A 25,696-nucleotide genomic window follows, 5' to 3' on the forward strand; every position below is an offset into this window, starting at 1 on the left:
TCTGAAGCCTAGCGATGACTGAACCCGACTTCAAAGATGTTGTTGGCTGGACCCTGCCCGACGCGCAAGCCCGGCTCGGTGGGCTGGGCTGGCAACGGGAAGTCCGCCCTGAAATGTTTCGTTCTGCCCGCTTTGACGCGGGGAGCAAATCGCTTCTGGTTACGGCCGATGGCTGGCAAATGGCCGATGGCAAGCTGTGCGGACGCTACGCTCGAATCCAGACCGCCGCGGCCGATGTAGCGACGCTGATGATCTATCCGACTGCCAGCCCGGATGTCCTCCCGGTCTTTGCCTGTGAATGGGTAGTGATTGGCGCGCGCGCACATGTGCTGGTTCTGGATGTCGAGTGTCTAGGCGATGATAACGCCGCGCGTCAACGCGCGCGCGCGGCGCTTGCTCCACTCTTTGCGCGCTATGCGCCATCCCTGCCTCCGGTGGATGACCCGCCACAGTGGTTTGTGGACATTCGGGAAGACTGGGCGTTGTTGACGTCGGGCGACCTGGCCTGTTTGTCCGTCGCGCGTCAAGCTTTTCAGGACTACCTGGAGATGACGGCCCGGGCGCTCTACGAGCCGTGGCTGGCGACGGCCCGTGCCGGAGATGACCATCCAGTGGTTCGGGCGTACAAAGAACACCACGCTGCACACTCTCCAGCTCCGGCGCTGCTCAGCGCCAAAGCCGGTGAACAGTGGACACGCACCTTCCTGCACGCTTGGCATTTCGGCCCGGTGCAGCCGACAACTGCCTCACAAGGCAACGAATCATCGAACTAAGCTTGGTTTCTACCCCAGCGGGTGTGGTAGGCTTCGGCATCCCGATTTCACGGTACAGTTTCCACGGATTGCATCGTCTGTTGAGCTGCTCCAGCCGCTACGTCACCGCCTTATGACTGCGCCCGCTGCCGCGCCATTACTGGCCAGCGACCGCCACCCCGCATGGTGGCCGGCCGACTTGATCATTGCCATTCATGTCGAGCTGGCACGGCTCCTGCCGGATGACATGGCGCGGGTGCTCTACCGGCTCGGACGGCGCACCGGCGCGCGTTTTCTCCAGGCGCATCACGTGACTGCTGCGGCCGACACGGCAGTGCTCCCGGTCGCCTCCGGTGGATTGTTACGGGAATGCGACGAATGGTTTGCTGATGCTGGTTGGGGGCGGTTTGACGTCGTTCGGCTTGGATCCGTCCTGGTTGTCAACCATTATGATTCACCGGTCGCCACCGCCCTGCGTTCGCTCCGCCCAGCCAACGGCCCGGTGGATGACTTCTTTGCCGGGCTTTTTGCCGAGGTGCTGACCCAGGCGCATGGGCAGGCTCTGGAAGGCGTGGAAATCAGTTGTCTGGCGGCCCAGGCACACTATTGCCGCTTTGTAGTCGGCGAGGCGAGTATCATTCGCAAGGTCTATGCCTGGCTCACCTACCACCTGGATGCGCAAGCCATCCTCAAGCGTCTCGCTGATGAAGCCGTTCTGTAAACAAGGTTATGGCGCGTTTTACGGAAACTGATCAAGCTGCCCGGCTGTTACAGCAAATCGTGACCATGCCGGCAGCGCTGCAACCGGTCTCATACCCAGAAACGCCACCGCCGCCCACCCGGACACCCTGGGCTGAAACTGCTGAGCCGGTGGCGACGGATCCCCTTCCGCCAACGACTTTGGAAGCACACGAATCCGCGCCGGTGCCGCCGCCAAGCATGAGCACAAGCATGAGCAGTGGCGAAGCCGTCGTGCGCGAATTGGTTGTCACACGCGCCGGGCAAGTGCAGCTCACCCTCCATGTGCCACCCGGCCAACCAGCGCCTTTCAATGGAGAGACGGTTGGGCAGTTCTTTCAGCGCGTTGTCCGTCCGCTGCCACCCTCTGACCAGTCCACCACGTGAGCTTGCCATGCCGAAGACCCTGGCCGTTGTGAGTCTCAAAGGAGGCGTTGGGAAAACGACGACCTGTACGAATCTGGCTGCCTATGTCGCCGCCATGGGCGTTCCAACCTTGCTCGTGGACCTCGACGTGCAAAATGGCGTGCGCTTCGGGGTTGGGTTGGATGGCTACCGTGGCGTGACCCTGGAAGATATTCTGCTCGGCAGACACCATCCGGCCGAGGCGCTGGTCATGACCAATCGGGCTGAGCTGGCGGTCGTGCTCTCCGGGCATTTCACCAGCGACCAGTCACTCAGCGCTTACGAGCAGGCCTTTGAACAAGATGTCACGTGGCTGGCCCGCTGCCTGCCGCATATCGAACTACCGGATTTCTCCCCCCAGCTCATCCTGCTGGATACGCCGGCCGGCCTCGGCGCAATTACCACCAGCGCCCTGGTGGCCGCGGATGGCCTGATTGTACCCATCCAGTGCGAGCCGTTGAGTTTGCGGACGCTGCCCCCGATGCTCCGGCGCGTGCTTGAAATCAAGGCGCGCTACAACCCCAAGCTGAGTGTCGAGGGGATTTTGCTCACGATGTACGATGAACGCCAAGCCGCATCGGCCGATGTCGTGCGGCAGGTGCGCGAATCGTTCCCCAACGGACTGGTTTTTGACACCGTCATCCCCCGTCATGAGGAGTTGTCGGTGTCGTTTGCGGTTGGCACGCCGGCCGTGACGCTCAAAGCGCGTGCCTCCGGCGCGCAGGCTTACATTCAACTTGGACGGGAAGTCATCATGCGGCTCCCGGAAGAAGTCAGCTATCCGGTGCCCGGTTAGGGCCATTCGGTCAAGCATCGTTGAACCGATGGCTAGCCCGGAGATTGGCTTTTCATTTCCCTCACCATTGCGTCCCGGCAGTTGGGACAAATCCCATGCGTGAACTGGAAGTTGCACATCCGCTGGAAGTAGGTTTCAAACCGCACCGTTACCGTTACATTGTCGGCATTGCGTTCCATGATGTCTCGACAGTAGGCGCAGACGCGAATGTACTCCGGTAGCGACTGGTAAGCCGGCGCGGCCTGGACCGGGTGGAGCATCACAATGACGTCAACGTTGTGGCGCGCCTCCGGCCCACCGGCACCCTGCGCGTTCGGAATGGGGATCGCCTCCACCTGAACGTGGACCCGCTTGCCGGCCCGAGATTGGCACCACACCGACTCGACGCGGACTTCCTGTCCCTGGGCGAGACACTGGGCAACCGGATCAATACTTTCTCCAGCTTCGCCGAGAAAGACCAAAACTTCGTCATCCCGCGCGCAATCAGACCCATCGCTGCCGGTCAATTCCACGGCGGCCGGATTGAGATAGATGGGCCGCCGGGTAGCATCCAACACGAGTACGGCATCCGTCAGCTTGGCAAGCGTGGATAGGTAGTGCCGTTCACGCCGGCGGTAGTTCTGTTCCTCCGCGTGTTTCTGGAGAGCGATGCTAATGGCCGATTGAAAAGAGGCGTCATGAATGGGCTTGGCTACGTAGCCAGCCGCGTGGCCCGACAGGACTTGTTTGAGTGTTTTTTGATTGGTATTGGCCGTGAGATACACAATTGGAATCCCAAAGCGGTCATGGATTTGCTGGCCAACCGTAACGCCGTCCAGGTGGTCGGCGAGGCGGATGTCCATCAGAACCAAATCGGGCGGCGCAGCCGTAATCAGGGCGATGGCATCTTCACCACGGGTAGCCGTGCCGGTCACCGTGTAGCCGAGGTTTTCGAGCCGGAGCCGCAGCGCTTCGGCCACAATGGTTTCGTCCTCGACAATGAAAATACGCTTACGGTCTGCATCCATAACCAACCCACAACCTTTCAGCGCCCTTGGTTCAGAGCTGAGTCTTGGTGAGCGGGAATGCCAACGCAGCACGAAACTGGCCTGGCTGCGGGTCGAACGCGATTGTCCCGGCAATCTGTCGGGTTAGCAAGTCCACCAGGCGGAGCCCAAGGCGCTTCGAGCTGCGCAACCGGTCCTTCACATCGGATGGGTGACAGGTGCCGTCATCAATGACCTCAAGGGTGACGGTATCGGCTGATTGATGCAACTGGATGCCTATCGTCCGTGCTCCGGCCGCCGCGCCATGCTTGAAGGCGTTGGTGAGTAACTCATGGGCAATCAACGCAACCGGTACGGCTAGGTCAAGCGGAATTCCCAGTTGGCTTGGGTGCAGTGTCACTTGAATCGCTGAGTCAGCAAAGATGGTCTGGATGTTGGCAGTCAGTGAAGACAGCAATTCGTCAAGCTGGATCCGGCTGAAATCCTGCTGGATATACAGTTGCTCGTGGATTAGCGCGATTGCTCTGATGCGCGACTGAACGCGAGGGAGCAAGGGCGCCAGGTTGTGACCGTTTGGCTCGGCCGCATGCAACTCCAGAAGGCTCAGCACGGTTTGAAGGTTGTTTTTGACACGGTGGTGAACTTCCTTGAGCAGCACCGAACGCTCTTCGAGCGCATCGTTGAGAATGGCAATCATCGCTTTTTCCCTGGTGACGTCCCGTTGGAGCACCACCCAGTAAAGCACGCGCCCCGAGGCGTCGGCGAACGGGGAAATGCTGATGTCCGCGATGAACTCTTGTCCATCCTTGCGGTAGTTGACCAGCTCAACCCGGACCGGTTCCCACCGCTCCAGTGCCGACCGGAGCTGGTCGAGCCGGTCGCGCTGGGTTTTCGGACCCTGAAGAATGCGCGGTGTTTGTCCGATGACTTCGGCGCGCGTGTAACCGGTGGCCCGTTCAAACGCCTCGTTGACGTAAACGATCCGCGGCCCGCCTTCGGCCGCGTCAATGGGCCAAGCTTCGGTGATCAAGACCATATCCTGCATCTGCTCGAGCACGAATCTCAGCAGTTGCAAAGCATCCTGGTTTTGCTTCTGAGCCGCGACATCCCGCCCCCAGGCCAGTGTGCCGATCACCGTTCCGTCGGCATCACGGACGGGCTGCCAGTGAATCTCACAGGTTTGAGCTTCCTGACCGAAGTTGATTTCGTAAGAACCCTTGTATGGCAAGTCCCTACGTGCTTGTCGCCAGTTGGTTTCGACTTGTTTTTGAAGGTCAGGGTTCACAAGCCAGTCGCTCAGGCGCTCGCCGATTTGCGGACGGCGGCCGGAAAGTCGCTCAAAAAACTGCGCGTAGGACTCATTGAAAAAGCGCAACCGGAAGTCCGGGTCGTGGTAGCACAGAGCACCCGGAGTGAGGTTGATCACGGCTTGCAGGATAGACTCCAGCCAGTCACTTGGCAGCGATTTCTGTTCCATCGGCTTGCTTCGCAATGGCTACAAGTTTCGGATTCGGTTCCCGGCGTTTTGATCGGGTTGGGTCCCAAACGTACCTAAGCCGCGCAGTCCAAAGGTAAACGTCAGGCGTCCGGCGCTCGCCACACCCAAGTTGACGCTCGCGTAGTTGACCTGGATGGACGCGCAACGAAAGGCGTAGCCAAGTGAAAACGACGTGAAGATCAACCCTTTTTGCTGAAGACGGCCAGTGGTTGGGCTTGGAGATCGGGAGAAATCATAAGCCACCGCCGCACTTCCGAAAAGCCCCTGGGTCGGGTCGCCTAGGGCGAGATTGGTGAAAGACTGGCTGCCGGTAAACGTGCCCGGTTCTGGCTGCCCGTCAGCCAGGCGACGCGGCTGGCTGTAATACCAGGTTTGGCTAAGCTGAAAGCGCCGCCGATACAACCCACCCGTGAGTCCAAAGCTCCGCACACCGCCGAGCACCGGATCGAAGTCCACGCGCACATCGGCCGCGAATGACCGCTGGGGTGTCACGCGCAGCTTGACATTGATGGGGGAAAAGCGGCGTCCGATGCCGCCGTAGGCAAATCCGCTGAACGTCAGGAGCGGCGCAATCTGGTTCCGTTGCCCCGGTATCAGCGCCCCGCCGAACGTCGGATCAAAAAAATACTTCTGGCTGACCGTCAAACTGAGGACTTCCCGTGCCTGCCGCGTTTGCCCACTGTCATCCCGAACCGGCACGAGGAGGCGATTGACGAGCGAGTACTCAAACTCATTGGTGTTGGCAAACACGTCGAGCGCGTCAAAGCGCAGAATCCGGGGAAAGTCGTCAATGCCGGCCACCCGGCGGTAGGTAATGGACGACTCGATGATGTGCTTGAAGCGCGGTTGCCCGTCCTTGGCGCGAAAGGTCCGCCCCAGTGCCGGTGGGCGCACCTCGAGCGCAAAGTCCACAAACCGGCGGAACAGTGACTCGCCTGCCGTACCCAGGCGCGTCCCAATCGGCAGAACCGCAGGCGGCGGCGTCAAGCCAAACGCCAGTGGCGGACGGGGCGTGAGCGCCGTCTCCGGGTCGAAGGTTGCCCCATAGTAGGTCGCCCGGACGCCCAGCGTGGGCGTGATGCTCCAGCCGCCAAGGTCTGGCAGGCGGGCCGTCAAGCGGGGCGCGGCGTCAAGACGCTGCACGAACTCAGGCGTGGTGAAGGTTTGCCGGTTCGTATCCACGCGCGCTTCCGTGCGGCGCAAACCGGCGAAGCTGGCTTCGCCGCCCAAGTACCAGGTTGCGCCGGCAAAGTTGCCGAGTCGGGTTGGGAGCCAGTCGAAATTGAGCGATGGACTTTTGCGAATCGAGAACTCGACCAGCGTCGAGCCTTGCGCACCTTGGGGAATGTTCACCCGTGTCGTCCGGTTCTCGTACAGCGCGCGGAAGCCGAACGTGGGAGTCTGTCTGGTCAGGTGCAGGACGATCTTCGACTCCGGGTTGAAGACATCGTCAATGGTGTTGCCAAAAATGGCCCGGAAGTCAAAGCTCGAAGTGTAGTTGACATCGGCCACGCCAATGAAGCCGTTAGCGAAGTGGTTGATGGCTTTGGCAAAAAAGAGCGTGCCACCCTGGTTGACGCCGGGGCGGCCAAACAACCGGTCGGCCACGGTATAGGTTCCCAACCGGACAAACGAATCTTCGGCCAGCGCCACCCGCAAGGTCGCTCCAAAGCCCAGCCCCCGTGCGCTATAGAGATCGCCCTGCACGGTCAGGTCGGCGCTATCGCCCAGCGTCTGGTAGTACCCAATACCGATTACCCGCCCCTGCAACGTGTTGTTGCCAGTCGTCGGCAGGAGAAAGCCCGACTTGCGCTCGCGCCGGTCAATGGGCAAGGCCACATAGGGCAGCGGCAGAATCGGCCTGCCTTTGATGCGAAAGGCCGCGTTGCGCGCCGTGGCGTAGTCATTGACGCGAATCCGCGCCTGCCGTGCCGTCACCGTCCAGAGCGGGACGGTGTCTTCGCAGCATGAGGTCAGCTTGGCTTCATAGAGAATGTAGGTATCACGCCCGGTTCGTTCCACCCGCGCGGCCGAAAACTCCAACAGCCCTCCGTCAGCCGTTTGGTCCGTGTAGCCAGTAACGTCATAAAACGTGCCGATCTTGCTCCGCACATTGAGTTCCGCGCGGCGCGCCGTCAGGCGCTGATTGGGCTGTGGGTCGTAAATGACATTGCCTTCGGCGCGGGCGGCTCCGCTTTTTTCGTCGTACACGACGTGATCGGCCTGGAGCCGCGCCCCGTCATACGTAATGACGACATAGCCATCGGCATACAGCGTATCACCAACGCGCCGCTGTTCATCGGCGTCAATCTGTACCGTCGCCCCCGGACGCGCCTGCCCGGTGGACGGTTGGCCAGTGGGCTGTTGCGGCGGCGGGAGCGGCAGCGCCTGCGGCGACGTGGGCGTTCCCGGCGGCCCAACGACCAGCACCGAGGCCCGTTCATCGGTTGGCGGAAGTGGCGGCGGGGTGGGGATGTACTGGGCCGCGACCGACAGGGTCAACCCCAACCAGAGCAGACCAACCCAGCAGAGAAGGCGAGGCAACATCATGACATCAGTTGCATAGGCGTCAGAGTAAGCCGCGACTCTATGCCAAAGCCACGCAAACTTTGAAGCGTAAAGTTCAGTCCGACCGGTCGGTGATGGCAGGCTGGCAGGGTAAGTCCGGGCAAGGATTTCTACCGCCCTCCCTGGCCGGCTTGGAAGTCGCCCGATTAGCCTGGGTGGTCGAGTTCAGTCCCCAAAGCGCGCCGGTCCGTTGCCGTGCGCTGGGTGTAGCGAACTTTCAGCGCCAGAATGAGGGCGACCAAGACCAGCGTCAGCGCATTCCACACGATGAGCGCCACGTCATGGCGCAGCATCCCATAGACCAGCCACAGGATGACACCGGTCGAAAAGACGACGTACATGCTGGCAGAGACGTCTTTGACGGATTTCGTGCGCCAGCTTCGCCAAACTTGGAGCGCAAATGAAAAGCTGGTGAGCGCCCCGGCGATGAGGCCTAAGGTGGTCAGTGTGGTCGAAGGAAGCATAAACATTCAAAATGAACGAAAAACCGTAGCCTGTCACGGTGTAAGCCAACTGCCTTGCCAGCGGCTCGCGTCGGCGTCCCAGACGAAAGCCGCCCGTTGGTGGCCGCGCGCGGCAAGCTTGAGCCATTCCAAGCGGGTGACGGTCGTGACACAGACGGCAAAGTTGGCAAATCCGGGTTCGCTTTCCGGCGCCGTTGGTGACCGCTCGATAAATGCTGCCGGCAGTCCGCTGGTTGGCTCGTCCACCGGCGTGCTCGGCGCCAGTTCTGCCAAATAACAACGCCGCGACATGAGCTTGGTGCGCGCCCACGCCTGAGCGGCAACCGCGTCGTCCCGGTGAACCGCGGTTTCCCCCTTGGCGCGAATCTGAACTTTGCCGGCCGGGTCATAAAACACCCATGCCGTTGTGTGACAAGCCTGTAACAGGGGCACCTTGGGCGCACGCGCATCCGTATGGAAGGCAAGTTCCCGGTGGTCGGGCGTGGCGCGCCGTAGCACCACCACGCGCGCGTCACAATCACCCATCCTGGCCGTGGCGACGACCGGGGTATGGAATGGATGCCGAGCGTCCTGCGCTCCGGTGACAAGACCTGCCCAGATCGCTTCGAGAATGGTTGTCAAATCGTTTGGCACGGATAGTCCTTCAGCGAAAGCGGCTCACGCTCGGTTCGTCGGGGATGTAGAACCGCCAGAGTAAATCGCGTCCCTTGGTGATGCCAATGCGCGGCGAACAAGCCATGGCGGGCGGGCGGTGCCGAGGAAGGAGGCGTACCCGTTCTCCCACGACCTCGCCGTTGTGTTCACGTCCAATGCCAAACGCCCGGCAGAGCCGTCCTGGGCCGCGCGCCAGTTCGTGAAGCGGCATCGGACGCGGCGTGCGGGCCTGCATGGCTTCGATGCCATGGGTTGGAGCGACGGCGCGGATGAGCACCGCGCCGGGTCCGTGCCGATTCGTGGTGAAGTTCAGGCAGTAGTACATGCCGTAGATCAGATATACGTACAATCGCCCATGCGTTTCGCGCATCAGGTGCCCACGCGGTCCCTGCGCCACGGCATGCGAAGCTGGGTCATCGGCATAGGCTTCGGTCTCCACGATGACGCCCCCGGCCTCGCCGTGCCACAGCATACAGCCCAACAGGTCTTGCGCGACCACGACTGCGTCGCGGTCAAAGAAGTCAGCTTCCACCATGGCCGGTCAGTCTCCTGGCCAGGTTTGCCGCTGCCCGGCGATGGCTTGGAAGTAATCCGAGAGCGGTTCGTTGGCCAGCTCGGCTGCCCGGAGGTCAACGGTCAGTAAGTCCGCCCCGGCTACGACGCTACCAACCGGCACGGCAACGCCTTCGTCGGGCTGCCAATCCCGGCTCAGGAACTTCTGGGTGAGGTCCACCACGGCGCCGTCAAAGCGCACGCCCAGGGTGAAATACACATCCACGAGGACGCGCTGCACGTCGGGCAGGTGGAGTTGCCCGCGGGCATGCGGACTGCGGGCGTGATACACGGCGCGGGGAAAGAGGCCGTAGAGGTTCTTGATCGAGGCGCTCAAGAGCGGTCGTGCCTTGAGCGTCGTGCGTTTGAAAGCTGCCACTGACAACCGGCAATCGGCTTCATCCAACAGGGCCGGGGCGTGCATCTCCGTGAACCGCTGCGGGTGCGCTGCCGTGTTGCGATAGGGCTTTGCGGGCAAGGTATCGGCATCCACCAGGCGCACATTGGCATCGGCCAGTTCGGCCAGCATCTGGTTGACACCCAACCGCGCCATGACTTCGGCAAAGGGGGTCTTGGTGCAGACGCCCTCCAGAAGGATGATCTCGGCCTGCGGAGCAACGCGCCGAACGCCAAGCACGACCTCGCGCAGGACGGGCAGTCCGACCGTCACCGGAGCTGCGACTGGATAACCGAGATTGGGCTTGATGATGACGCGCCGCGCACCATGCGCGGCTGCCGGTGGCGTGTAATGAAAGGCTTCGCTGGCGGCTACGGCGGGCGGCGTCATGGGCGACCGTTGCCCAAGTCGCGCTCGATGGCTGCGGCCACCTGTGCGGCGAGAGCGCCGATGTCAATGCCGTTGGCCGCTTCGAGCATCACACGCGCCATGTTTTCCGTGCCGGAGTAACGCAGCAGAAGTCGTCCGCGTCCGGCAAGTTGTGCTTCGACTTCCCGGACTGTGGCCGCGACACTGGGCAACGCCTCGAAGGGACGTTTTTCACGCACGGGAATGTTGACCAGCGTTTGTGGGAAGCGTGTCAGTTCCCGGGTGGCGTCGTGCAGCGACAGGTTTCGTTCCGTCAGCAGGCGGAGGACGTTGAGTGCCGTAATCAAGCCGTCTCCGGCCAGGCTCTGGCGCGCGAAGATGATGTGGCCGGACTGCTCGCCCCCGAACAACGCCCCGTGCTCGAGCATGGCCGCCAATACGGCCCGATCACCAACCGGCGTCCGAATGAGTTCGATGCCGCGTTGCTGAAGAGCAACCTCCAGCCCCATGTTGCTCATGACGGTCGCCACGACACAGCGGGGCGTCAGTTCGCCGCGTTCATCCGCCGCCGTCGCCAGGGCGTAAAGAATGGCGTCGCCGTCCACCACCTCGCCGTGGTCGTCCACGAAAAGGCAACGGTCGGCATCGCCATCGAAGGCAATCCCAAGGTGCGCTCCGACCGAACGGGTAAAAGCCGCCAGATGCTGGATGTGAACCGTGCCGCACTGGTCATTGATGTTGCGTCCGTTGGCAGCGGCGCCGGTCACAAAGGTTTTCGCGCCAAGCGCCTGGAACACGATGTTGGCGTAGGGGGCAGCCGCGCCGTGCGCGCAGTCGAGCGCCACCACCCAGTCGGAGAGATCGAGATTATCTCCGATGTGCTGTGTGAGAAATTCCAGGTAGCTCAACGCATGGGTTGGGTCTTCCCACAGCGTCGTTTCACCCGGGGTTGTGGTCGGCGGGGCCGGCGTCAGGCGGTTGAGCGCGGCTTCGATGGCGGCTTCCAGGGCATCGTCGCGCTTTTCGCCGGAAGCGAGAAAAAACTTTATCCCGTTGTCCTGAAACGGGTTGTGTGAAGCTGAAACGACAATGCCCGCATCGAAGCCCTCAGCCCGCGTCAAGTAGGCAATGCCGGCGGTGGGTATGATGCCGGCACAACTGACGGTTCCACCGGCGCGCGTGATCCCGTCGGCAAGGGCCGCTGCCATCCACGGGCTGGATTCCCGCGTATCGCCACCAATGACAAAACGTGGCGTGCGTCCAGCGCGACCGAGAAACACGTCGGTCAGCGTCGCGCCGATTGTTCTCAGTGCGTCTGGTTGGAGCGGGAAGTCACCCGCTCGCCCGCGGATGCCATCGGTTCCGAAAAAACGTTTCATGCCCACTTTGTCATGGTACTTGCTAAGTTACAGCCCACCCGCCACGCGGCCATAGCTTTGGTCTTTTCCAAGAATTTATAGTCTGGCGGCCGAATCCGCACTAGCCAAGAATTGTGTTGAGGAGTCATCAATTTGTCTATTCCTGTTTCCGTTGTCATTTTGGCGGCCGGCGAAGGCACGCGCATGCGGTCGCGCCGTCCGAAGGTATTGCATGAAGTCGCTGGGGATTCGCTCATTGGCCACGTCGGTCGAACGGCTGCCACGCTTGATCCCCAACGAGTCGTGGTGGTGGTCGGTCATGCGGCAGATGCCGTGCGTGACATCTTCACCCCGCGCTGGGCGGCGCTGGCCCCGCAGATTCCCTTGACCATGGTCGTGCAAGCCGAACGGCGTGGCACGGCCCACGCCTTGCGAATGGCTGCCCCAAGCTTGGAATCCGCCAGCGGGACGTTGGTGGTGCTCTCCGGCGATGTCCCACTATTGCAGGCCGAAACCCTGCGCGCACTGCTGGCAACGCACCTCGAAGCCGGGGCGGCCGCGACGGTTCTATCCACGGTCACGGCCGCTCCGACCGGTTACGGGCGTATCCTGCGCCGTCCAGATGGCGCATTTGACCGGATTGTGGAGGAGCGCGACGCTACACCGGCTGAAAAAGCCGTGACGGAAATCAATGCCGGCGTGTACGCCTTTCAACTGGATGGCTTGTTTGAGGTGTTGGCCCGGATTTCCAATGACAATGCCCAAGGCGAGTATTACTTACCCGACGCCCTGGCCCTGCTGCGCGCCGATGGTCGGTCCGTCTGTGTGGCGCGGCATGCCGACGCCGAGGAGGTACGCGGCGTCAACACCCGCGCCGAGCTGGCTGCCGTCGCAGCCGCCTTTCGCCGACGCACTGTCGCAGCGTTGATGGCCGAGGGCGTGACGTTTCTTGACCCAAGCACGGCGTATGTTGACGTTGACGTCGAAATAGGGATGGATACGGTCGTGTATCCCAATGTTTACATTGAGGGCCGTACGCGCATTGGTGAAAACTGCCGAATCCACACCGGCGCGCGATTGGTCAATGCCCAGGTTGGCGATGAAGTGATGGTGCGGGATTACTCGCTGGTCTTTGACAGCCGGCTCGATGCCCGTGTAACAGTCGGCCCCTTTGCACACCTACGCATGAACGCCCATCTGCATGAAGGTGCGGTCGTCGGGAACTTCGTCGAAGTCAAGCAGTCGTCACTCGGAACCGGCACGAAAGCCATGCACCTCAGCTACCTGGGGGATGCAACACTGGGGGCGCGGGTCAACGTCGGGGCAGGGACAATCACCTGCAACTACGACGGAAAACAGAAGCACCAGACCATCATCGAGGATGGCGTGAAGATCGGCAGCGATACGATGCTGGTGGCGCCTGTCCGCATCGGTGAACAAGCCATGACCGGCGCCGGAGCGGTGGTGACGGAGGACGTTCCACCGTCCACGTTGGTCGTGGGTGTGCCCGCCAAAGTCAAAAAAGTACTTTCCTGAATTCTTTGTGAAACATGGCGTTAACGTCTTCCCGGCAACCTTCTGCTTAAAAATTCAGCTTCATTCCTAGAGGAAATCCGACCTGTATGGACGCATTGTTTGGCGAGGCGCTCCCGTTTGGCACCCTCGTGCTGCTCCTCGTGTCGCTGGCGGTGGCCTTTGGCTTTGAGTTCGTCAACGGCTTTCACGACACGGCCAATGCCGTTGCCACGGTGATTTACACAAAGTCCCTTCGCCCGTGGACGGCCGTGGTGTGGTCGGGTATCTGCAACTTCTGTGGCGTCTTTTTCGGCGGCATCGCCGTTGCCATGGGGATTGTTTATCTGTTGCCGGTGGAGTTGCTGATTTCAAAAAGTACCGGCGCCGGACTCGCCATGGTGCTGGCGCTGCTGTTGGGGGCAATCATTTGGAACCTGGGCACCTGGTACTTTGGGCTGCCGGCTTCAAGCTCCCACACCTTGATTGGCGCGATTGTGGGCGTCGGACTGGCCAACTCGATGCTGCCCGGACATACCCTGGGGGACGGCGTCAACTGGGGCAAGGTATCGGAAACCGGCTTGGCGCTCCTGCTGTCGCCGCTCATCGGCTTTTCCTTGGCGGCGATATTGGTCTTGTTGTCAAAGAACCTGATTCCCGACAAGCGGCTGTACGAAAAGCCAGACGAGCACAATCCGCCACCGCTGTGGATTCGCGCCATTCTGGTTCTGACTTGTACCGGCGTGAGTTTTGCCCACGGCTCGAATGACGGACAGAAAGGCATCGGCCTGGTCATGCTCATCCTGACGGGCGTCGTGCCGGCGTCGTTTGCATTGGACATGTCGGTCAACGTGGCGCAAATGGAGGCCGCGCAACAATCGTTAGCGCGCCTGGACGGGGCTGCGGCCCGGCTTGCGCCAGCCGAAGCCGATGCGCTCCGGGCCGCCGTGGCGCGGGTGTGGGGGATGGTGGACGGTCGCGCAACCCTCAGCGAAATTCCCCGCGAGCAACGCAAGGATGTTCGTTCCGACATCATCAAGCTGGAAGCCCTGGTGAAGAAAAATCTCAAGTCCGACGTGGCCAAATTCTCTCCGGTCGAAGTCGATGCGCTCAAAAAGGACGCTGCCACCCTCAAAACGCTGACCGATTTCGCGCCTTTCTGGGTCAAGGTCGCCATTGCGCTTTCACTCGGCATCGGCACGATGGTTGGGTGGAAGCGCATTGTCATCACCATCGGCGAAAAAATTGGCAAGGACCACCTCACCTACGGGCAGGGCGCATCCGCCGAACTCGTCGCCATGTCGAGCATCGGGATGGCGTCGTATTTGGGGCTTCCGGTCAGCACGACGCATGTGCTGTCATCCGGCGTCGCCGGGACGATGGTGGCAAAAGGGTCAGGCTTGCAGTCGGCTACGGTCATCAAGATTGCTTCGGCCTGGGTACTGACCTTGCCGGCCTCAATTTTTCTCTCCGGCGGGCTGTTTCTGCTCTTCACCTGGCTTTTCGTCTGAGCTGGACAGCCTGAGCGAGTTGCCTATCAGGGCTTGAATTCCCACCCACCGTTGCGCATGGTCCAGCCTGGCGGAGCCGTTGCCCGCATTCGAGCGATGATCTTGGGGACGTACATTTCGTTGTAACGCAGTCGAGACAGGGCGTTCGGGCGGGTCGGGTCTCCATTCCAGCAATGTTCGGCCCGGTCGCCATACTGCACCTCACCTTGGTACGGTGGGTCGGTCGTGGACTTGAGGAAGTCTTCGACAAGGTACACCGCATTGTTGAGGTAGTAGTTGTCCATATCGCCGCAGTAGATATGAAGCTTGCCCTGTAGCTTCGGTCCCAGGGTCTTCCAGTTGCGGCGCAGGATGTCGCCCAAGTCGTAATGCTCGCGCCAGTATGCTGCCACCGACTTGTCAATCACACCGGTGCGCCTGTCCCAGATCGGCTTGGGGTAGCCATCCGGGCCGACGGGTGAATACACGGCCTGCCAGATGTCCCACTGCCCACCAGAGCGCCCGTTTGAGCCAAGCGCCAGCTCCAACTGGTGCATTTGCTCGATGGTGGATTGAAGATGGCCGAGGTAGTCCCGCTTGCCCGGACGCCGTACCGTTTTCCAGGGACCGTTGAACGTGTAGGCGTTCTCATCTTCATAGATGTTGACGGTGGTGTAGGCGCGAAAGTCAATCGGGTCGGGACAAGCAGCAAAGCACCCGTTGAAGTCATCCGGGTAGAACACCTGCGCCGCCAGGGCTTCCCAGCCACCGGTCGAGCCGCCATAGGTGAAGCGCGCCCAACCCTGCCCAATGCACCGAAAGCGTTTTTCGACTTCAGGAATCAGCTCGCGCATGATGGCGTCACCATAAGGACCGAGGTTGGCCGAGTTGACCGCATAGGAGTCGTCGTAATAGGGGTTGGCGTGCTGGATTTCGACAATCACCAGGCGCGGAAAGTCCGGGCTGGTCCAGGTTTTGTAAAAGTCATAGGCCGCCTGCTGCTGAATCCGGTTGTAGCCTTCCAACTTGAACCGCTTGCTGTAGTCCGGCTTCAGGTCAGGGTCGGGCGGCGTTTCCCGAAATCCATCGAAGGTGTACGGGAAGTGGCCGTGAAACACGCAGAGGGGGTAGCGCAAGTCTGGGTTTTCATCGAAACCTTCTGGCAACAAGACACAGGCTCCAAGCTCCATGGGACGCCCCCAAAACCTTGAGAGCAGTTCGCTGCGGATTTTGAAGTGCTTGATGTACTTCGTGTCCGGTGGCGGCGGAATCGGGGGAATTTCCTGGTCGAGCGTCAGCGCCAGCGTTCCACCCTGGCGCGGGTCAAGGCGAACCCGCTGGGGTTGGCTGTGCAGGTTGCCCGGCGCGCGATTCCACTGCTGCCCTTCGCCGCGGTCCATGGGTAGTTTCACGACATGGCCATCACTGCGCCGGAACGTTTCGTAGCGGTGAAACAACGCCTGAACGTAGTACTCGCCAGGTGGAATGTCCGCCAGACGCAGCGTGGGGTAGCCATCCGCCAGCGGGTCGAACGTCACGACCTGGCCGGGTTCGATGTGGTTGACATCCATGCCAAACACCTGCTGGGTGTCGAGGTCTTCGCTGATTTGGAAACGCGGTTCGGCGCTGGGGTCGGTTGAGATCAGCAACAGCAAGCGCCCATCGCAAGGAGCGCTCAGCCGGGGCTTGGGAAACGTGATGCGAATGGCGAGCGGGCGGGCAGAGCCTTTTTGGCGGCGTTCAGCCATACCGGCCCCTGCCCACGGCAAGCCGATGCAGAGCAGAATCAAAACAGACTGACGCAGGGCAACCAACATGGTGCGCTGACTCCTCGGTACTGAATTTTCACTGAATTTTCAGGCATCAGCCGGGAAAGCTGTGGCGAACGCCGGGGGCGTCGCTTTCGCTTCTTCGGGGGTGGCGCGTTGACGCCGGATGATCATGAGATACGCCGCCAAGTAGAGTGCCAGCGCCAGTAGTGTCATCTTGCCAAGTCCGGCATACATCGAGAGATACTCCAGGCAGCCACCGACCACAGCACCCAGGATATTCGAGCCAAGCGCGGCTGACGCCTGACTGGTTTGCTTGAGGAGATTGGACACAACGACACCGGCAAAAAACACCGGAAGGGCAAAGAGACATCCACCCAAAATGCCCCGTGTCACCAGGGGAAATTGGTTGAGCAGTCCGGCCCCAAACCACCAAATCGCCACCAACGAGAGCGACAGCGGCAAGAACCAAAGCCGCACATCCGGCGCTGGACGAACCAGGACAAAGGTGTTGGCGGCAAGGGCCATGACGAGCACGCCGGCAAAGACCGAAGCGTTGACGACCCAGGTCGAGCCGAAAAGCAAGCTCAGTTCCGTGACCATACGGGTTTCAAGCAAGAGAAATGCCGCGCCCATCAGAAAGAGCGGCCAATCAAAGCGTTGGCCGGTGAGCAGTTCCTTACCGAAAACGCGGCGGATGCCATAGGCGGCGGTGACCAGGAGCAGCCCAATCACGACCAAGTAGGCGTAGGGTGTCGCTCCGGGCCGCAGATAGAGAAACGGCCAGTCATCGGTTGGCGTCCGAATGGCTGGGTTGGGAGCGAAAGCGTAGGTCGGGAACACCAATCGTGACTGGACGCCGGCCTGGGTTACGTTTGGCCCAACGAGAAAAGTCACCCCATGGTTGTAACCGTGCGCAATCACAACCGGCGCGAGACCGGTGGCTTCGGTCATGAGGTTGTTGAGGCGTTCGACAATCCACGGCCCGGCGGCGGCGGAGAATGACACCGATAAGATGCCGCCCGGCGCCACATGCTGCCAACCCGAACGCAGACCTTCGACGGTGTAAAGATAATTGTCTAGGCGCAGCGTGGACATGGCCGAAAACATGGCGTGCGAGTCCACCAGTCCGTAACAGACCACGTCGTACTGGTCAGATGTGTTTTGCTCGAAGTAAGCCCGCGCGTCATTGTTGATGAGTCGGACCCGCGGGTTGGCGTAGGGTTGTTCGGGGTGCAAGGCGCGTCCCAAGTGGAGAATCACTGGGTCAATTTCGACACAGGTGACATGGCTGAAACCGACGCGCAGCGCCGCCGCCACGTCATTGCCGGTGCCGGCGCCAAGCACCAGCGCCCGTTGCGCGCTAGGGGCGAGCCGGAATGGAATCTCATACGCGGCCTGTACGGCGGGGCGTGTTGAATGCTCTGGCGATGCGTCCACCGCCGAGTCGGAGAGGTTGAGCAAGTACTGATGGAAGTCACGGTTGACGCTGAGACGATACTCTGGCGCACCGGGTTGCGCCGGCAACTCCTCCGGCAGTTCCAAGTCGCTTTTGACATCAATCCGGTTGTAGGGCGAGAAATAAGCCCCCTGGTGCGACCATCCGGCCAACGCCACGGCGGCGAAGCCAGCGATCAGCCACCGACTTCGCTCAATGTATGCCAGTGGCAAGACGCCCAGCGCCAGCCAAGCCAATGGTGGCAAATGCCAGGCTGCCACGGCCGTCATGGCCACGACGCCAAGTAACGATCCAATCAAGTCAATGGCATAGGCCCGCAGCGGCGGCATCGTCTCAAACCACCAGCCGACCGGTATCGCCGCAAACAAAAAGACCAACGCGATGAGCCAAAACAGCCCAAGCACGACGCTGACCGCAAATGTGAACCCAAGGAGGTTTCTCGTTCCAAACTCGGCGCCCCACAAACTAATCGCCGGATCGGGGAAGCTCAGGTGCATCAGCCCAATGTGTTCAGCCAAAGTCAAGAGTCCGGCCAGGACAAACAGCGTCGGGAAAAACCACTTGAACAACGCTGGATGCTTTCGCCCCAGCGCCACGCCAAGCCCCATGCCAAGAAAAGCGGCAATCAAGACTAGGTTGGCGAAGTAAGCAAAGATACGTATTTGCGAGCCAGTCCAGCGAATGATCGCCAGCTCGAGCGCGAGTATGGCAAAGGTAGCCACCCCCAGCGTCAGCGGCGACCGTCCCGCGGCCCAACTGGGAACTGGGTTGTGAGCGCGCGTCATGGATGCAGATTGCCTCCAAAGTGAGTAGCCAGCGCAAAGGTATGGTCGGCGCGGCTTCGGTGCCACCGGCTGGCAGGTGTCTTGTTAGCGCAGCGCCTCAAACACTTCCAGCGCATAGGCGACACGCCCAAATGGCGCGCTCACCTGGACCCCCTGCACGATGTCGCGGACTTCGGCCAGCATTTCACGAGCTATGGCCAGCCCCTCGCGCTGTCCGGCTTCCGGGGATGTGTTGGCGCAGCGCATGCGTTCCAGAATCTCCGGCGAAACCACGACGCCGGGGACTTCGTTGCTGAGAAACTCCGCGTTTCGATAACTCGTCAGCGGCCAGATACCGGCAATAATTGGAATCCGGCAGTGCTCGATGCGCTTGAGGAAGGCGCGAAACATCGCCACGTCGAAAATCGGCTGGGTAATGGCGAACTCCGCGCCAGCTTCGACCTTGTACTCAAAGCGCCGGATTTCGTAATCCAGATCAACCGCGCAGGGGTTGACGCCGACGCCGATAAAGTACGATGTCGGCTGACCAATCGCATTGCCGCCCAAGTCAAGGCCAAGGTTGAGCCGTTTGACCATGTTGGTCAGCCCGATGGAATCAATGTCGAAGACGGCGGTGGCGTCTGGATAGGGTCCCATTTTGGGAGGGTCGCCGGTGATGATGAGGATGTTCCGCAGTCCGAGTCCGGCCGCGCCGAGCAGGTCCGAGGTCATGCCGAGCAGATTGCGGTCGCGGCAGCAGTAGTGCGTTACGGTTTCGATGCCGACTTGTTGCTCGATGATGAGCGACGTGGCAATGGCGCCCATGCGCGACTGCGCGCGCGGACCATCCGGGACATTGACCGCGTCAACCCCGGCTTCCTTGAGCAATCGCACGCCTTCCAGCATTTTCGTTGGGTCGCACCCACGCGGTGGGACGATTTCCACACTGGTGACGAACTCACGCTGGACAATCTTTCGCGCGAAGCGAGATTTTTCCTCCGGCGGAGTGATGCGCACGTCCGGGAGCTTGGTTTCGGCAACGCTGATGACGGGTTCGACACGCTTGGCCGGCGACAGCGCCCGCACTGCCGCCGTCAAGGTCTTGATGTGTTCGGGCGTCGTCCCACAGCAGCCACCGATCAACCGGACACCGGCCTGAATCAAGCGCCGGGCATATTTCGCCATGTATTCTGGCGAGCAAAGGTAAATTTTGCGTCCGTGCAAGTCCTGCGGCATCCCGGCGTTGGGCTGGGCTGACAGCGGTTTTTCCGTCAGCGCCGCCATGCGCTCGATGGCTTCGAGCATGGGCTTGGGCCCGACGCTACAGTTCAGCCCGATGACATCCGCGCCCCATTCATCCAGCCGTTTCGTGAAGGTTTCTGGAGCCGTCCCATAACCGGTCATGCCATCTTCGCCAACGGTCATTTGGGCAACCACCGGGAGGTCTGGCGCGAGTTCGCGTACGGCAGCCAGCGCCTGGCGGATTTCGGTGAGATCAGTAAACGTTTCGAGAACGATGAGGTCCACGCCACCGTCTAGCAAGGCTTCTGCTTGTTCCCGGAAAAAGGCCTTGGCTTCATCAAACGACGTCGGTCCCCACGGCTCGATCCGAATGCCGAGCGGCCCAATCGAACCGGCGACATAAACGCTTGCTCCAACGGCTTCCCGCGCCAGCTTGGCCGACTTGTAGTTGATTTCCTGAATGCGATCCTGAAAGCCATGGGCTTCCAGCTTCGGACGGTTGGCCCCAAACGTATTGGTCTGGACGATTTCTGCGCCGGCTTTGGCGTATTCACGGTGAACTTCCTGCACCAGGGATGGATTGGAAAGCGAGATCTCGTCATAGCAGCGATTGACATAGACACCCTTGGCATACAGCAGCGTGCCCATCGCCCCGTCAAAGACATGGATGCCACCGGCAGCAAGGAGTTCACGGAAGGGTTTCAGAGCTTTCATGAGCGTGAAAACAGAAATGGCCAATGAGAGTCGGGCAAGGGTTTGGTCTGGGCTTGAGACCTCGATTGTCGGGAATTAGGGCGGGCAATGCAACCAATCGGCGAACTTGACCTACCTGCCAGCGCGTACTAGGTTAGCAACAGTGAAAGGAACGCGATGGTCATGCGGGCGCACGACTTCTGGCTTCAGTTGACCCGTCTTGGTTGGCGACAAAGCTTTGGCTGGCTCTTTCTGGGTTGGCTCTTCCTTGATTTGTGTGTCGTGCATTTGCTCTGCCCGCAGTATGCCGCCGGTGAACTCTTTGGTTGCGCCGTGCCGGCCGTGGTCGCCGTCCCGTCTGAAGCGCCGCTTGATGCCTCGCTAGTCGTTGCTTTGCCGTCCACGCCGGACAGCCTCGCCGACAAATCCGCCCTTGCTCATTCCTGTTTTTGGAATACGTCATCGCTGCTCAAGCCGGCTCCTTTTGCCCTTCCGCCGCGCCAATCGCACCCGCTGTGGGTGGTTCGGACACACGCACTTCCCTCGCCCTACACGCGCCTCTCCATCGGAGCCATCTTTCATCCGCCACGACTGACCTGACCACTTGCGAATGTCATCGGTCGCGTGCCCAGAAACGGGCGCGCAGCCTTGCCATGTATCAACAGATTGGTCAGGAGCGTGGTTATGACAGTCGAAGCCAAGCCGGACGTCTTGCCGGCTCAGAATGAAGTTGAATTGGTGGTTCCGCCGCCCAGCGTTGCGCCACGTGGCGTTGGCGGCCGGAAAGCTTGGGCCGTGACGGTTGGGATATTGGTTGTCATCGCCGCTGCCGGTGGACTCTGGCTGCGCGCCCGCCGTTCAACCGACGTCGCATCGCCGCCGGCAACGTCCACGCCACCAGCGGCGGTTACCAAGGCCGTGGTTGAGCTGGCGTCACTTGACGATATTGCCCTCGAACCGGTTCGCCAGGAGGCACTCACAACCAGCCTTCAGGTGACGGGAACGGTCGAACTCAACCCCCAGACCATCGTCACCGTGACACCGTTGGTTTCTGGGCGCGTAAAACAAGTTTTGGTTCAGCAGGGAACGCGCGTTCGCGCCGGACAACCGGTGGCCGTGCTCGATAGCCCGGAGATCGCCGAGTTGCACGTGCGTCTGCACGACGCCGAAACCCGCCGCGATATTGCTGCTCGCCAAGTCCAACGGGTCGAGCGCGAGGAAAGCCGTGTGGCCTTGGTTCAGTCCCGTACGCGCCTCAACCAAACGGAAGCCGCGTTTGAGCGGTTGAAGCAGTTGTTTGAGGCTGGGGTCATTTCGCGGCAGGAGCTGCAGGATGCTGAAGCCGCCTATGCCGCGGCCAAGGCCGAGTATGACTTTCAGCGCGTCGTCGGATTGGAGCGCGATCTGCGCGAAGCCCGTGCGGCCCTGGAGACTGCAACCGTTGAGGTCAAGCATCTGAGTGAGCAACTTGCAGCGCTTGGCGGGAAGGCGAGCCCAACAGATGACACGGTACACCCGGCCGGAGAAATCCAGCTCGTTGCCCCGCTGGCCGGGCTAGTGACGGAACGGACGATCAACGTCGGTGCCTTTGTTCCGGCCGGCACGGCGCTGCTGACCGTTGCCGATTTGCGGACGGTTTGGGTGATGGCGGCCGTACCCGAAGCCCAGCTTGGGCAAATTCGGATTGGACAGGCCGTGACGGTACGCGCTCCGGCGCTCGGCGAACAGACGTTGCGCGGACAGGTCGCGTTTGTCGAAGCGCAAGTCAACGCCGATACCCGTACGGCCCGGGTGCGCATCGAAGTGCCAAATCCAGGCGAACGGCTGCGCTCTGGGATGTTTGTCGAGGTGGCTTTTTTGTCCTCCACCCCCACGCCGCAACTCGTCGTGCCGGTGGCTGCCGTTCAGCGGATCGGGGCGCACACGGTCGTGTTTGTCGCCGGAGACAATCCCCACCAGTTCACGGTTCGTGAAGTTGAGCTTGGCGACGCGCAGGGAGAGTCCGTCCTGGTTCGCAGCGGGCTGACCCTTGGCGAGCGCGTGGTGGTCAAAGGTGGGCTGGCGCTCAAAACGCAACTGGCGGGCCTGGCGGCCGAAGGAGACTAGCCATGCTCGACCGCATACTCCGCTTCTCAGCGAAGCATCCACTGCTGATGCTCATCGGCGTCGGCTTGTTAGTTGTCGCCGGACTGGATGCGTTCCGGCGGTTGCCGATTGACGCGGTGCCCGATGTCACCAACAACCAAGTGCAAGTGCTCACGTCCGCCCCGGCGCTGACCCCGCTGGAAATCGAACGCCAAGTCACATTTCCAGTTGAGACGGCCCTGGCCGGACTGGTCGGCGTCGAGGAAGTTCGCTCACTGTCAAAGTTTGGACTGTCGGCCGTCACGGTCGTCTTCGATGACGACGTGGACATTTACCGCGCGCGCCAGTTGGTGTTTGAGCGACTGGCAGCGGCCCGGGAGCAAATCCCGCCCGGCAGCGGAACTCCGCTGCTGGGTCCAATTACGACCGGACTCGGCGAGGTGTACCAGTACGAGTTACGCGGCGCCCCTGACAGCGGACACGACGCCATGAGTTTACGCGCCATTCAGGACTGGATTGTGCGTCGGCAACTCCTCGGAACGCCCGGCGTGGCCGAGGTCAACAGTTATGGCGGGCTGGCCAAGCAGTACCAAGTTCGTCTTGATCCGGTCAAGCTTCAGGCCTACAGGCTGACGCTGCGCGAAGTCATGGATGCCGTTGCCGCCGGCAATGCCAATGTCAGCGGCGGGGCGATTGTGCGCGCCCAGGAGCAGTACCTGCTGCGGGGACTGGGCTTGGCGCAGTCGGTCGAGGATTTGGAGCAGACCGTCGTGACGACGGGGCGGGATGGCGTCCCGGTCTTTGTCCGTGACTTGGGGGAGGTCGTCTGCGCCCCACCGGCCGTGCGCCAAGGAGCGGTCACGGCCGACGGCCAGGGCGAAACCGTGTGCGGGATTGTGCTCATGCTCAAGGGCGCAAATGCGCGAACCGTCACCCAGGCCGTCGCCGAACGGTTGGATGACATTGCCGCCACCCTGCCGCCGGGCGTTCACATCGTGCCGTTTTACGACCGCGCCGAACTCGTGGGGCGGACGATCCGCACTGTGATCTGGAATCTGACCGAAGGGGCGCTGATTGTCATTGGCATCCTCGTGCTGCTCCTCGGTCATTGGCCGTCGGCGCTGCTGGTCGCCACGGTCATTCCGCTCTCGATGCTGGGTGCGGCGATCGGCATGCAGGCGTTGGGTCTCTCCGGCAATCTCATGAGCCTGGGCGCGATTGATTTCGGTCTCATCGTGGACGGCGCGGTGATTTTGACCGAAAGCAGCATCCGGCGCGTGGCCGAGCGACAGCACGACGTGGGGCGGGTCTTGACGCTGACCGAACGGCAACAAGTCGTTGTTGCTGCCTGTAGTGAAGTCCGCCGGGCGACGATGTTTGGCGAAATCATCATTGCCCTGGTGTACGTGCCGCTGCTGGTGCTGCGTGGGATTGAGGGCAAGATGTTCGCGCCCATGGCGTTGACGGTCATGTGCGCGTTGGGAAGCGCCGCCGTCCTGTCGCTGACCTATGTGCCGGCCATGCTGGTCTTTGTGTTGCGCGGGCGAGTGCGGGAACGCGAGGCGTGGCTGATTCGGCAGGCCAAGCGAATCTATGTTCCCGCGTTTGACGTTGTCCGACGGCAGCGCCCCCAAGCCACGGCGCTGTCCGGTGGGCTGGTCGTGCTGGCGGGCGTGGGCGTTTTTGCCCTAGGGGCCGAGTTCATTCCACGCTTGGAGGAAGGCGCACTGGCCGTTCAGATTCAGCGCCTGCCGAGTGTGTCGGTGGCCGAAGCGGTGCGCACGGCGACCGAAGCCGAGCAAGTGCTGCTGACGTTCCCTGAAGTGACGAAAGTCGTCACCAAAAATGGCAGCGCCGAGATTGCCACCGACCCAATGGGGATCGAGCTGGGCGACATGTACATTGGGCTGAAGCCGCCAGGCGAGTGGAAGACGGCGCGCACCCGCGAAGCGCTGATTGCCGCCATGGATGCCGCGCTCAGGGCGAAGATTCCAGAAGCGCGGTTCAGTTTCAGTCAGCCGATTGAACTGCGCGTCTCAGAACTGATCTCCGGGGCCAAATCGGATGTGGCCGTCAAGATTTTTGGCGATGACCTGGACATCCTGCGCAGCCGCGCCGAGCAAGTCGCCCAAGCGCTCGCGCGTGTTCCAGGCGCGGCCGATGTCAAACTGGAAACGATTGCCGGGACGCCTCAGATTCAGGTTCGTCCCGATCGTGCGGCGCTGGCGCGGTACGGCCTGCGGGTGGAAGACATCAACTTGCTGGTCGAGACCCTGGTGGTTGGGCGCGAGGTGGGTCTCGTTTACGAAGGCGAAAGGCGATTTCCGTTGGTGGTTCGGTTGGATGAGGCAAGCGGACGCAGCCTGGAGATGCTCAAGGCGCTGCCGTTGCTGACGCCGACGGGTGTTCGCGTGCCGTTGACTGCCGTGGCCGACGTGACCGTTGTGGAAGGCCCGGCCCAGGTGTCGCGTGAGCACGGACGGCGACGCATCGTGGTCGAGTGCAACGTGCGCGGCCGCGACTTGGGAGGCTTCGTCGCCGAGGCCCAGACACACCTGCGGCAACATGTCGCGCTCCCGCCCGGCTACCAAATGGTGTTTGGCGGGCAGTTCGAGAATCTACAGCGCGCGGCGGCGCGGCTGGCGGTGGTCGTTCCGGTTGTTCTGCTGTTGATTTACGCGCTGCTTTACGCCTCGTTTGGGCAAGTTCGCGCGGCGGCGGTGGTGTTTACCGGCGTGCCATTTGCGGCCGTGGGCGGCGTGGCAGCCTTGGCGCTGCGCGGAATGCCCTTCTCGATTTCGGCCGGGGTGGGCTTCATTGCGCTCTTCGGAGTAGCCGTCCTCAACGGGTTGGTGTTGGTTTCGGCCATCATGAACCTGCGCCGGGAAGGCCTGCCGGTTGCGCAGGCGGTACGCCAGGGAGCGCTGACGCGCGTCCGTCCGGTGTTGACGACGGCGCTTGTCGCCAGTCTTGGGTTTCTGCCGATGGCGACGGCCACCTCGGCCGGAGCGGAAGTGCAGCGACCGCTTGCCACGGTCGTCATTGGCGGGTTAGTGACAGCTACCGTGTTGACCCTGCTCATCCTCCCGTCCCTGTACGAGTGGATGGAGACGAGGAACACGAATGCTACTTAGGAAGGCTGATA

At 61.5% G+C, this 25,696-nt stretch carries 20 protein-coding genes; 9 read left to right on the forward strand and 11 right to left on the reverse strand.

Annotated features, from left to right (window positions below):
* Nucleotides 1-14: 14 nt before the first annotated feature.
* The 4 genes from J8C06_RS01670 to J8C06_RS01685 all read left to right on the forward strand — a co-directional run bounded on the left by J8C06_RS01670 (nt 15) and on the right by J8C06_RS01685 (nt 2,691).
* A complete protein-coding gene (locus tag J8C06_RS01670; RefSeq protein ID WP_211429069.1) occupies nt 15-773 on the forward strand; it encodes a hypothetical protein in 759 nt (252 codons plus the stop codon).
* Nucleotides 774-885: 112 nt separating this feature from the next.
* Entirely contained in the window at nt 886-1,473 is a 588-nt protein-coding gene (locus tag J8C06_RS01675; protein ID WP_211429070.1) for a hypothetical protein, read from the forward strand.
* Between the two features lie 8 nt (nt 1,474-1,481).
* Nucleotides 1,482-1,877: a hypothetical protein gene (locus J8C06_RS01680; protein ID WP_211429071.1), complete on the forward strand. Its 396-nt coding sequence runs from the start codon at nt 1,482-1,484 to the stop codon at nt 1,875-1,877.
* Nucleotides 1,878-1,884: 7 nt separating this feature from the next.
* Nucleotides 1,885-2,691, forward strand: coding sequence for a ParA family protein (locus J8C06_RS01685; RefSeq protein WP_211429072.1), 807 nt, complete (start codon nt 1,885-1,887; stop codon nt 2,689-2,691).
* Nucleotides 2,692-2,723: 32 nt separating this feature from the next.
* Here the strand turns inward: J8C06_RS01685 and J8C06_RS01690 are convergent, their stop codons facing one another.
* From J8C06_RS01690 to glmM, 8 genes are all read right to left on the reverse strand, one after another.
* A complete protein-coding gene (locus J8C06_RS01690) occupies nt 2,724-3,698 on the reverse strand; it encodes an ATP-binding response regulator (RefSeq protein ID WP_211429073.1) in 975 nt (324 codons plus the stop codon).
* Nucleotides 3,699-3,729: 31 nt separating this feature from the next.
* Nucleotides 3,730-5,154: a PAS domain-containing sensor histidine kinase gene (locus tag J8C06_RS01695; protein ID WP_211429074.1), complete on the reverse strand. Its 1,425-nt coding sequence runs from the start codon at nt 5,152-5,154 to the stop codon at nt 3,730-3,732.
* A gap of 18 nt (nt 5,155-5,172) precedes the next feature.
* Nucleotides 5,173-7,725 carry an LPS-assembly protein LptD gene (locus J8C06_RS01700; RefSeq protein ID WP_211429075.1) on the reverse strand — a complete coding sequence of 851 codons (2,553 nt, stop codon included), beginning with the start codon at nt 7,723-7,725 and terminating at the stop codon, nt 5,173-5,175.
* A gap of 164 nt (nt 7,726-7,889) precedes the next feature.
* On the reverse strand, nt 7,890-8,207 hold the full coding sequence (locus tag J8C06_RS01705) for a SemiSWEET family sugar transporter (RefSeq protein ID WP_211429076.1): 318 nt from the start codon (nt 8,205-8,207) through the stop codon (nt 7,890-7,892).
* A gap of 33 nt (nt 8,208-8,240) precedes the next feature.
* The gene (locus tag J8C06_RS01710; protein WP_211429077.1) at nt 8,241-8,840 is read right to left on the reverse strand and encodes a PNPOx family protein; all 600 of its coding nucleotides are present in this window, start codon (nt 8,838-8,840) and stop codon (nt 8,241-8,243) included.
* A gap of 10 nt (nt 8,841-8,850) precedes the next feature.
* Nucleotides 8,851-9,396 carry a DNA-3-methyladenine glycosylase gene (locus J8C06_RS01715; RefSeq protein WP_211429078.1) on the reverse strand — a complete coding sequence of 182 codons (546 nt, stop codon included), beginning with the start codon at nt 9,394-9,396 and terminating at the stop codon, nt 8,851-8,853.
* Nucleotides 9,397-9,402: 6 nt separating this feature from the next.
* Nucleotides 9,403-10,200, reverse strand: a complete 798-nt coding sequence (locus tag J8C06_RS01720; RefSeq protein ID WP_211429079.1) for a DUF362 domain-containing protein — start codon at nt 10,198-10,200, stop codon at nt 9,403-9,405.
* Complete coding sequence (gene glmM, locus J8C06_RS01725; protein ID WP_211429080.1) at nt 10,197-11,558, reverse strand: phosphoglucosamine mutase; 1,362 nt, start codon at nt 11,556-11,558, stop codon at nt 10,197-10,199. The genes J8C06_RS01720 and glmM overlap by 4 nt, the downstream gene beginning before the upstream one ends.
* Before the next feature lie 132 nt (nt 11,559-11,690).
* Between glmM and glmU the strand changes: the two genes are divergently transcribed.
* Both glmU and J8C06_RS01735 read left to right on the forward strand, forming a co-directional pair.
* The gene (gene glmU / locus J8C06_RS01730) at nt 11,691-13,073 is read left to right on the forward strand and encodes a bifunctional UDP-N-acetylglucosamine diphosphorylase/glucosamine-1-phosphate N-acetyltransferase GlmU (RefSeq protein ID WP_211429081.1); all 1,383 of its coding nucleotides are present in this window, start codon (nt 11,691-11,693) and stop codon (nt 13,071-13,073) included.
* A gap of 86 nt (nt 13,074-13,159) precedes the next feature.
* Nucleotides 13,160-14,560, forward strand: coding sequence for an inorganic phosphate transporter (locus J8C06_RS01735; RefSeq protein WP_211429082.1), 1,401 nt, complete (start codon nt 13,160-13,162; stop codon nt 14,558-14,560).
* Between the two features lie 26 nt (nt 14,561-14,586).
* Here J8C06_RS01735 and J8C06_RS01740 read toward each other — a convergent pair whose 3' ends face one another.
* The 3 genes from J8C06_RS01740 to J8C06_RS01750 form a co-directional block, all read right to left on the reverse strand.
* Nucleotides 14,587-16,356, reverse strand: coding sequence for an alpha/beta hydrolase (locus tag J8C06_RS01740; protein WP_211429083.1), 1,770 nt, complete (start codon nt 16,354-16,356; stop codon nt 14,587-14,589).
* Nucleotides 16,357-16,395: 39 nt separating this feature from the next.
* Nucleotides 16,396-18,552 (reverse strand): spermidine synthase family protein, encoded by a 2,157-nt coding sequence (locus J8C06_RS01745; RefSeq protein ID WP_211429084.1) that lies wholly within the window; start codon nt 18,550-18,552, stop codon nt 16,396-16,398.
* Nucleotides 18,553-18,636: 84 nt separating this feature from the next.
* Nucleotides 18,637-20,487: a bifunctional homocysteine S-methyltransferase/methylenetetrahydrofolate reductase gene (locus J8C06_RS01750; RefSeq protein ID WP_211429085.1), complete on the reverse strand. Its 1,851-nt coding sequence runs from the start codon at nt 20,485-20,487 to the stop codon at nt 18,637-18,639.
* 162 nt (nt 20,488-20,649) lie between these two features.
* Here J8C06_RS01750 and J8C06_RS01755 point away from each other — a divergent pair, with 162 nt between their 5' ends.
* From J8C06_RS01755 to J8C06_RS01765, 3 genes are all read left to right on the forward strand, one after another.
* The gene (locus J8C06_RS01755; protein ID WP_211429086.1) at nt 20,650-21,066 is read left to right on the forward strand and encodes a hypothetical protein; all 417 of its coding nucleotides are present in this window, start codon (nt 20,650-20,652) and stop codon (nt 21,064-21,066) included.
* Between the two features lie 84 nt (nt 21,067-21,150).
* Nucleotides 21,151-22,572 (forward strand): efflux RND transporter periplasmic adaptor subunit, encoded by a 1,422-nt coding sequence (locus J8C06_RS01760; RefSeq protein WP_211429087.1) that lies wholly within the window; start codon nt 21,151-21,153, stop codon nt 22,570-22,572.
* Nucleotides 22,573-22,574: 2 nt separating this feature from the next.
* The gene (locus tag J8C06_RS01765; protein ID WP_211429088.1) at nt 22,575-25,685 is read left to right on the forward strand and encodes an efflux RND transporter permease subunit; all 3,111 of its coding nucleotides are present in this window, start codon (nt 22,575-22,577) and stop codon (nt 25,683-25,685) included.
* Nucleotides 25,686-25,696 lie beyond the last annotated feature (11 nt).

Origin of the sequence: Chloracidobacterium validum (assembly GCF_018304825.1) — a bacterium.
Taxonomy (GTDB): Bacteria; Acidobacteriota; Blastocatellia; order Chloracidobacteriales; family Chloracidobacteriaceae; genus Chloracidobacterium; species Chloracidobacterium validum.

Coding starts and splice junctions, on each gene's coding strand:
- J8C06_RS01670 (WP_211429069.1), top strand. CDS start 15: ATGACTGAACCCGACTTCAAAGATGTTGTTGGCTGGACCCTGCCCGAC.
- J8C06_RS01675 (WP_211429070.1), top strand. CDS start 886: ATGACTGCGCCCGCTGCCGCGCCATTACTGGCCAGCGACCGCCACCCC.
- J8C06_RS01680 (WP_211429071.1), top strand. CDS start 1,482: ATGGCGCGTTTTACGGAAACTGATCAAGCTGCCCGGCTGTTACAGCAA.
- J8C06_RS01685 (WP_211429072.1), top strand. CDS start 1,885: ATGCCGAAGACCCTGGCCGTTGTGAGTCTCAAAGGAGGCGTTGGGAAA.
- J8C06_RS01690 (WP_211429073.1), bottom strand. CDS start 3,698: ATGGATGCAGACCGTAAGCGTATTTTCATTGTCGAGGACGAAACCATT.
- J8C06_RS01695 (WP_211429074.1), bottom strand. CDS start 5,154: ATGGAACAGAAATCGCTGCCAAGTGACTGGCTGGAGTCTATCCTGCAA.
- J8C06_RS01700 (WP_211429075.1), bottom strand. CDS start 7,725: ATGATGTTGCCTCGCCTTCTCTGCTGGGTTGGTCTGCTCTGGTTGGGG.
- J8C06_RS01705 (WP_211429076.1), bottom strand. CDS start 8,207: ATGCTTCCTTCGACCACACTGACCACCTTAGGCCTCATCGCCGGGGCG.
- J8C06_RS01715 (WP_211429078.1), bottom strand. CDS start 9,396: ATGGTGGAAGCTGACTTCTTTGACCGCGACGCAGTCGTGGTCGCGCAA.
- J8C06_RS01720 (WP_211429079.1), bottom strand. CDS start 10,200: ATGACGCCGCCCGCCGTAGCCGCCAGCGAAGCCTTTCATTACACGCCA.
- glmM (WP_211429080.1), bottom strand. CDS start 11,558: ATGAAACGTTTTTTCGGAACCGATGGCATCCGCGGGCGAGCGGGTGAC.
- J8C06_RS01735 (WP_211429082.1), top strand. CDS start 13,160: ATGGACGCATTGTTTGGCGAGGCGCTCCCGTTTGGCACCCTCGTGCTG.
- J8C06_RS01740 (WP_211429083.1), bottom strand. CDS start 16,356: ATGTTGGTTGCCCTGCGTCAGTCTGTTTTGATTCTGCTCTGCATCGGC.
- J8C06_RS01745 (WP_211429084.1), bottom strand. CDS start 18,552: ATGACGCGCGCTCACAACCCAGTTCCCAGTTGGGCCGCGGGACGGTCG.
- J8C06_RS01750 (WP_211429085.1), bottom strand. CDS start 20,487: ATGAAAGCTCTGAAACCCTTCCGTGAACTCCTTGCTGCCGGTGGCATC.
- J8C06_RS01755 (WP_211429086.1), top strand. CDS start 20,650: ATGCGGGCGCACGACTTCTGGCTTCAGTTGACCCGTCTTGGTTGGCGA.
- J8C06_RS01760 (WP_211429087.1), top strand. CDS start 21,151: ATGACAGTCGAAGCCAAGCCGGACGTCTTGCCGGCTCAGAATGAAGTT.
- J8C06_RS01765 (WP_211429088.1), top strand. CDS start 22,575: ATGCTCGACCGCATACTCCGCTTCTCAGCGAAGCATCCACTGCTGATG.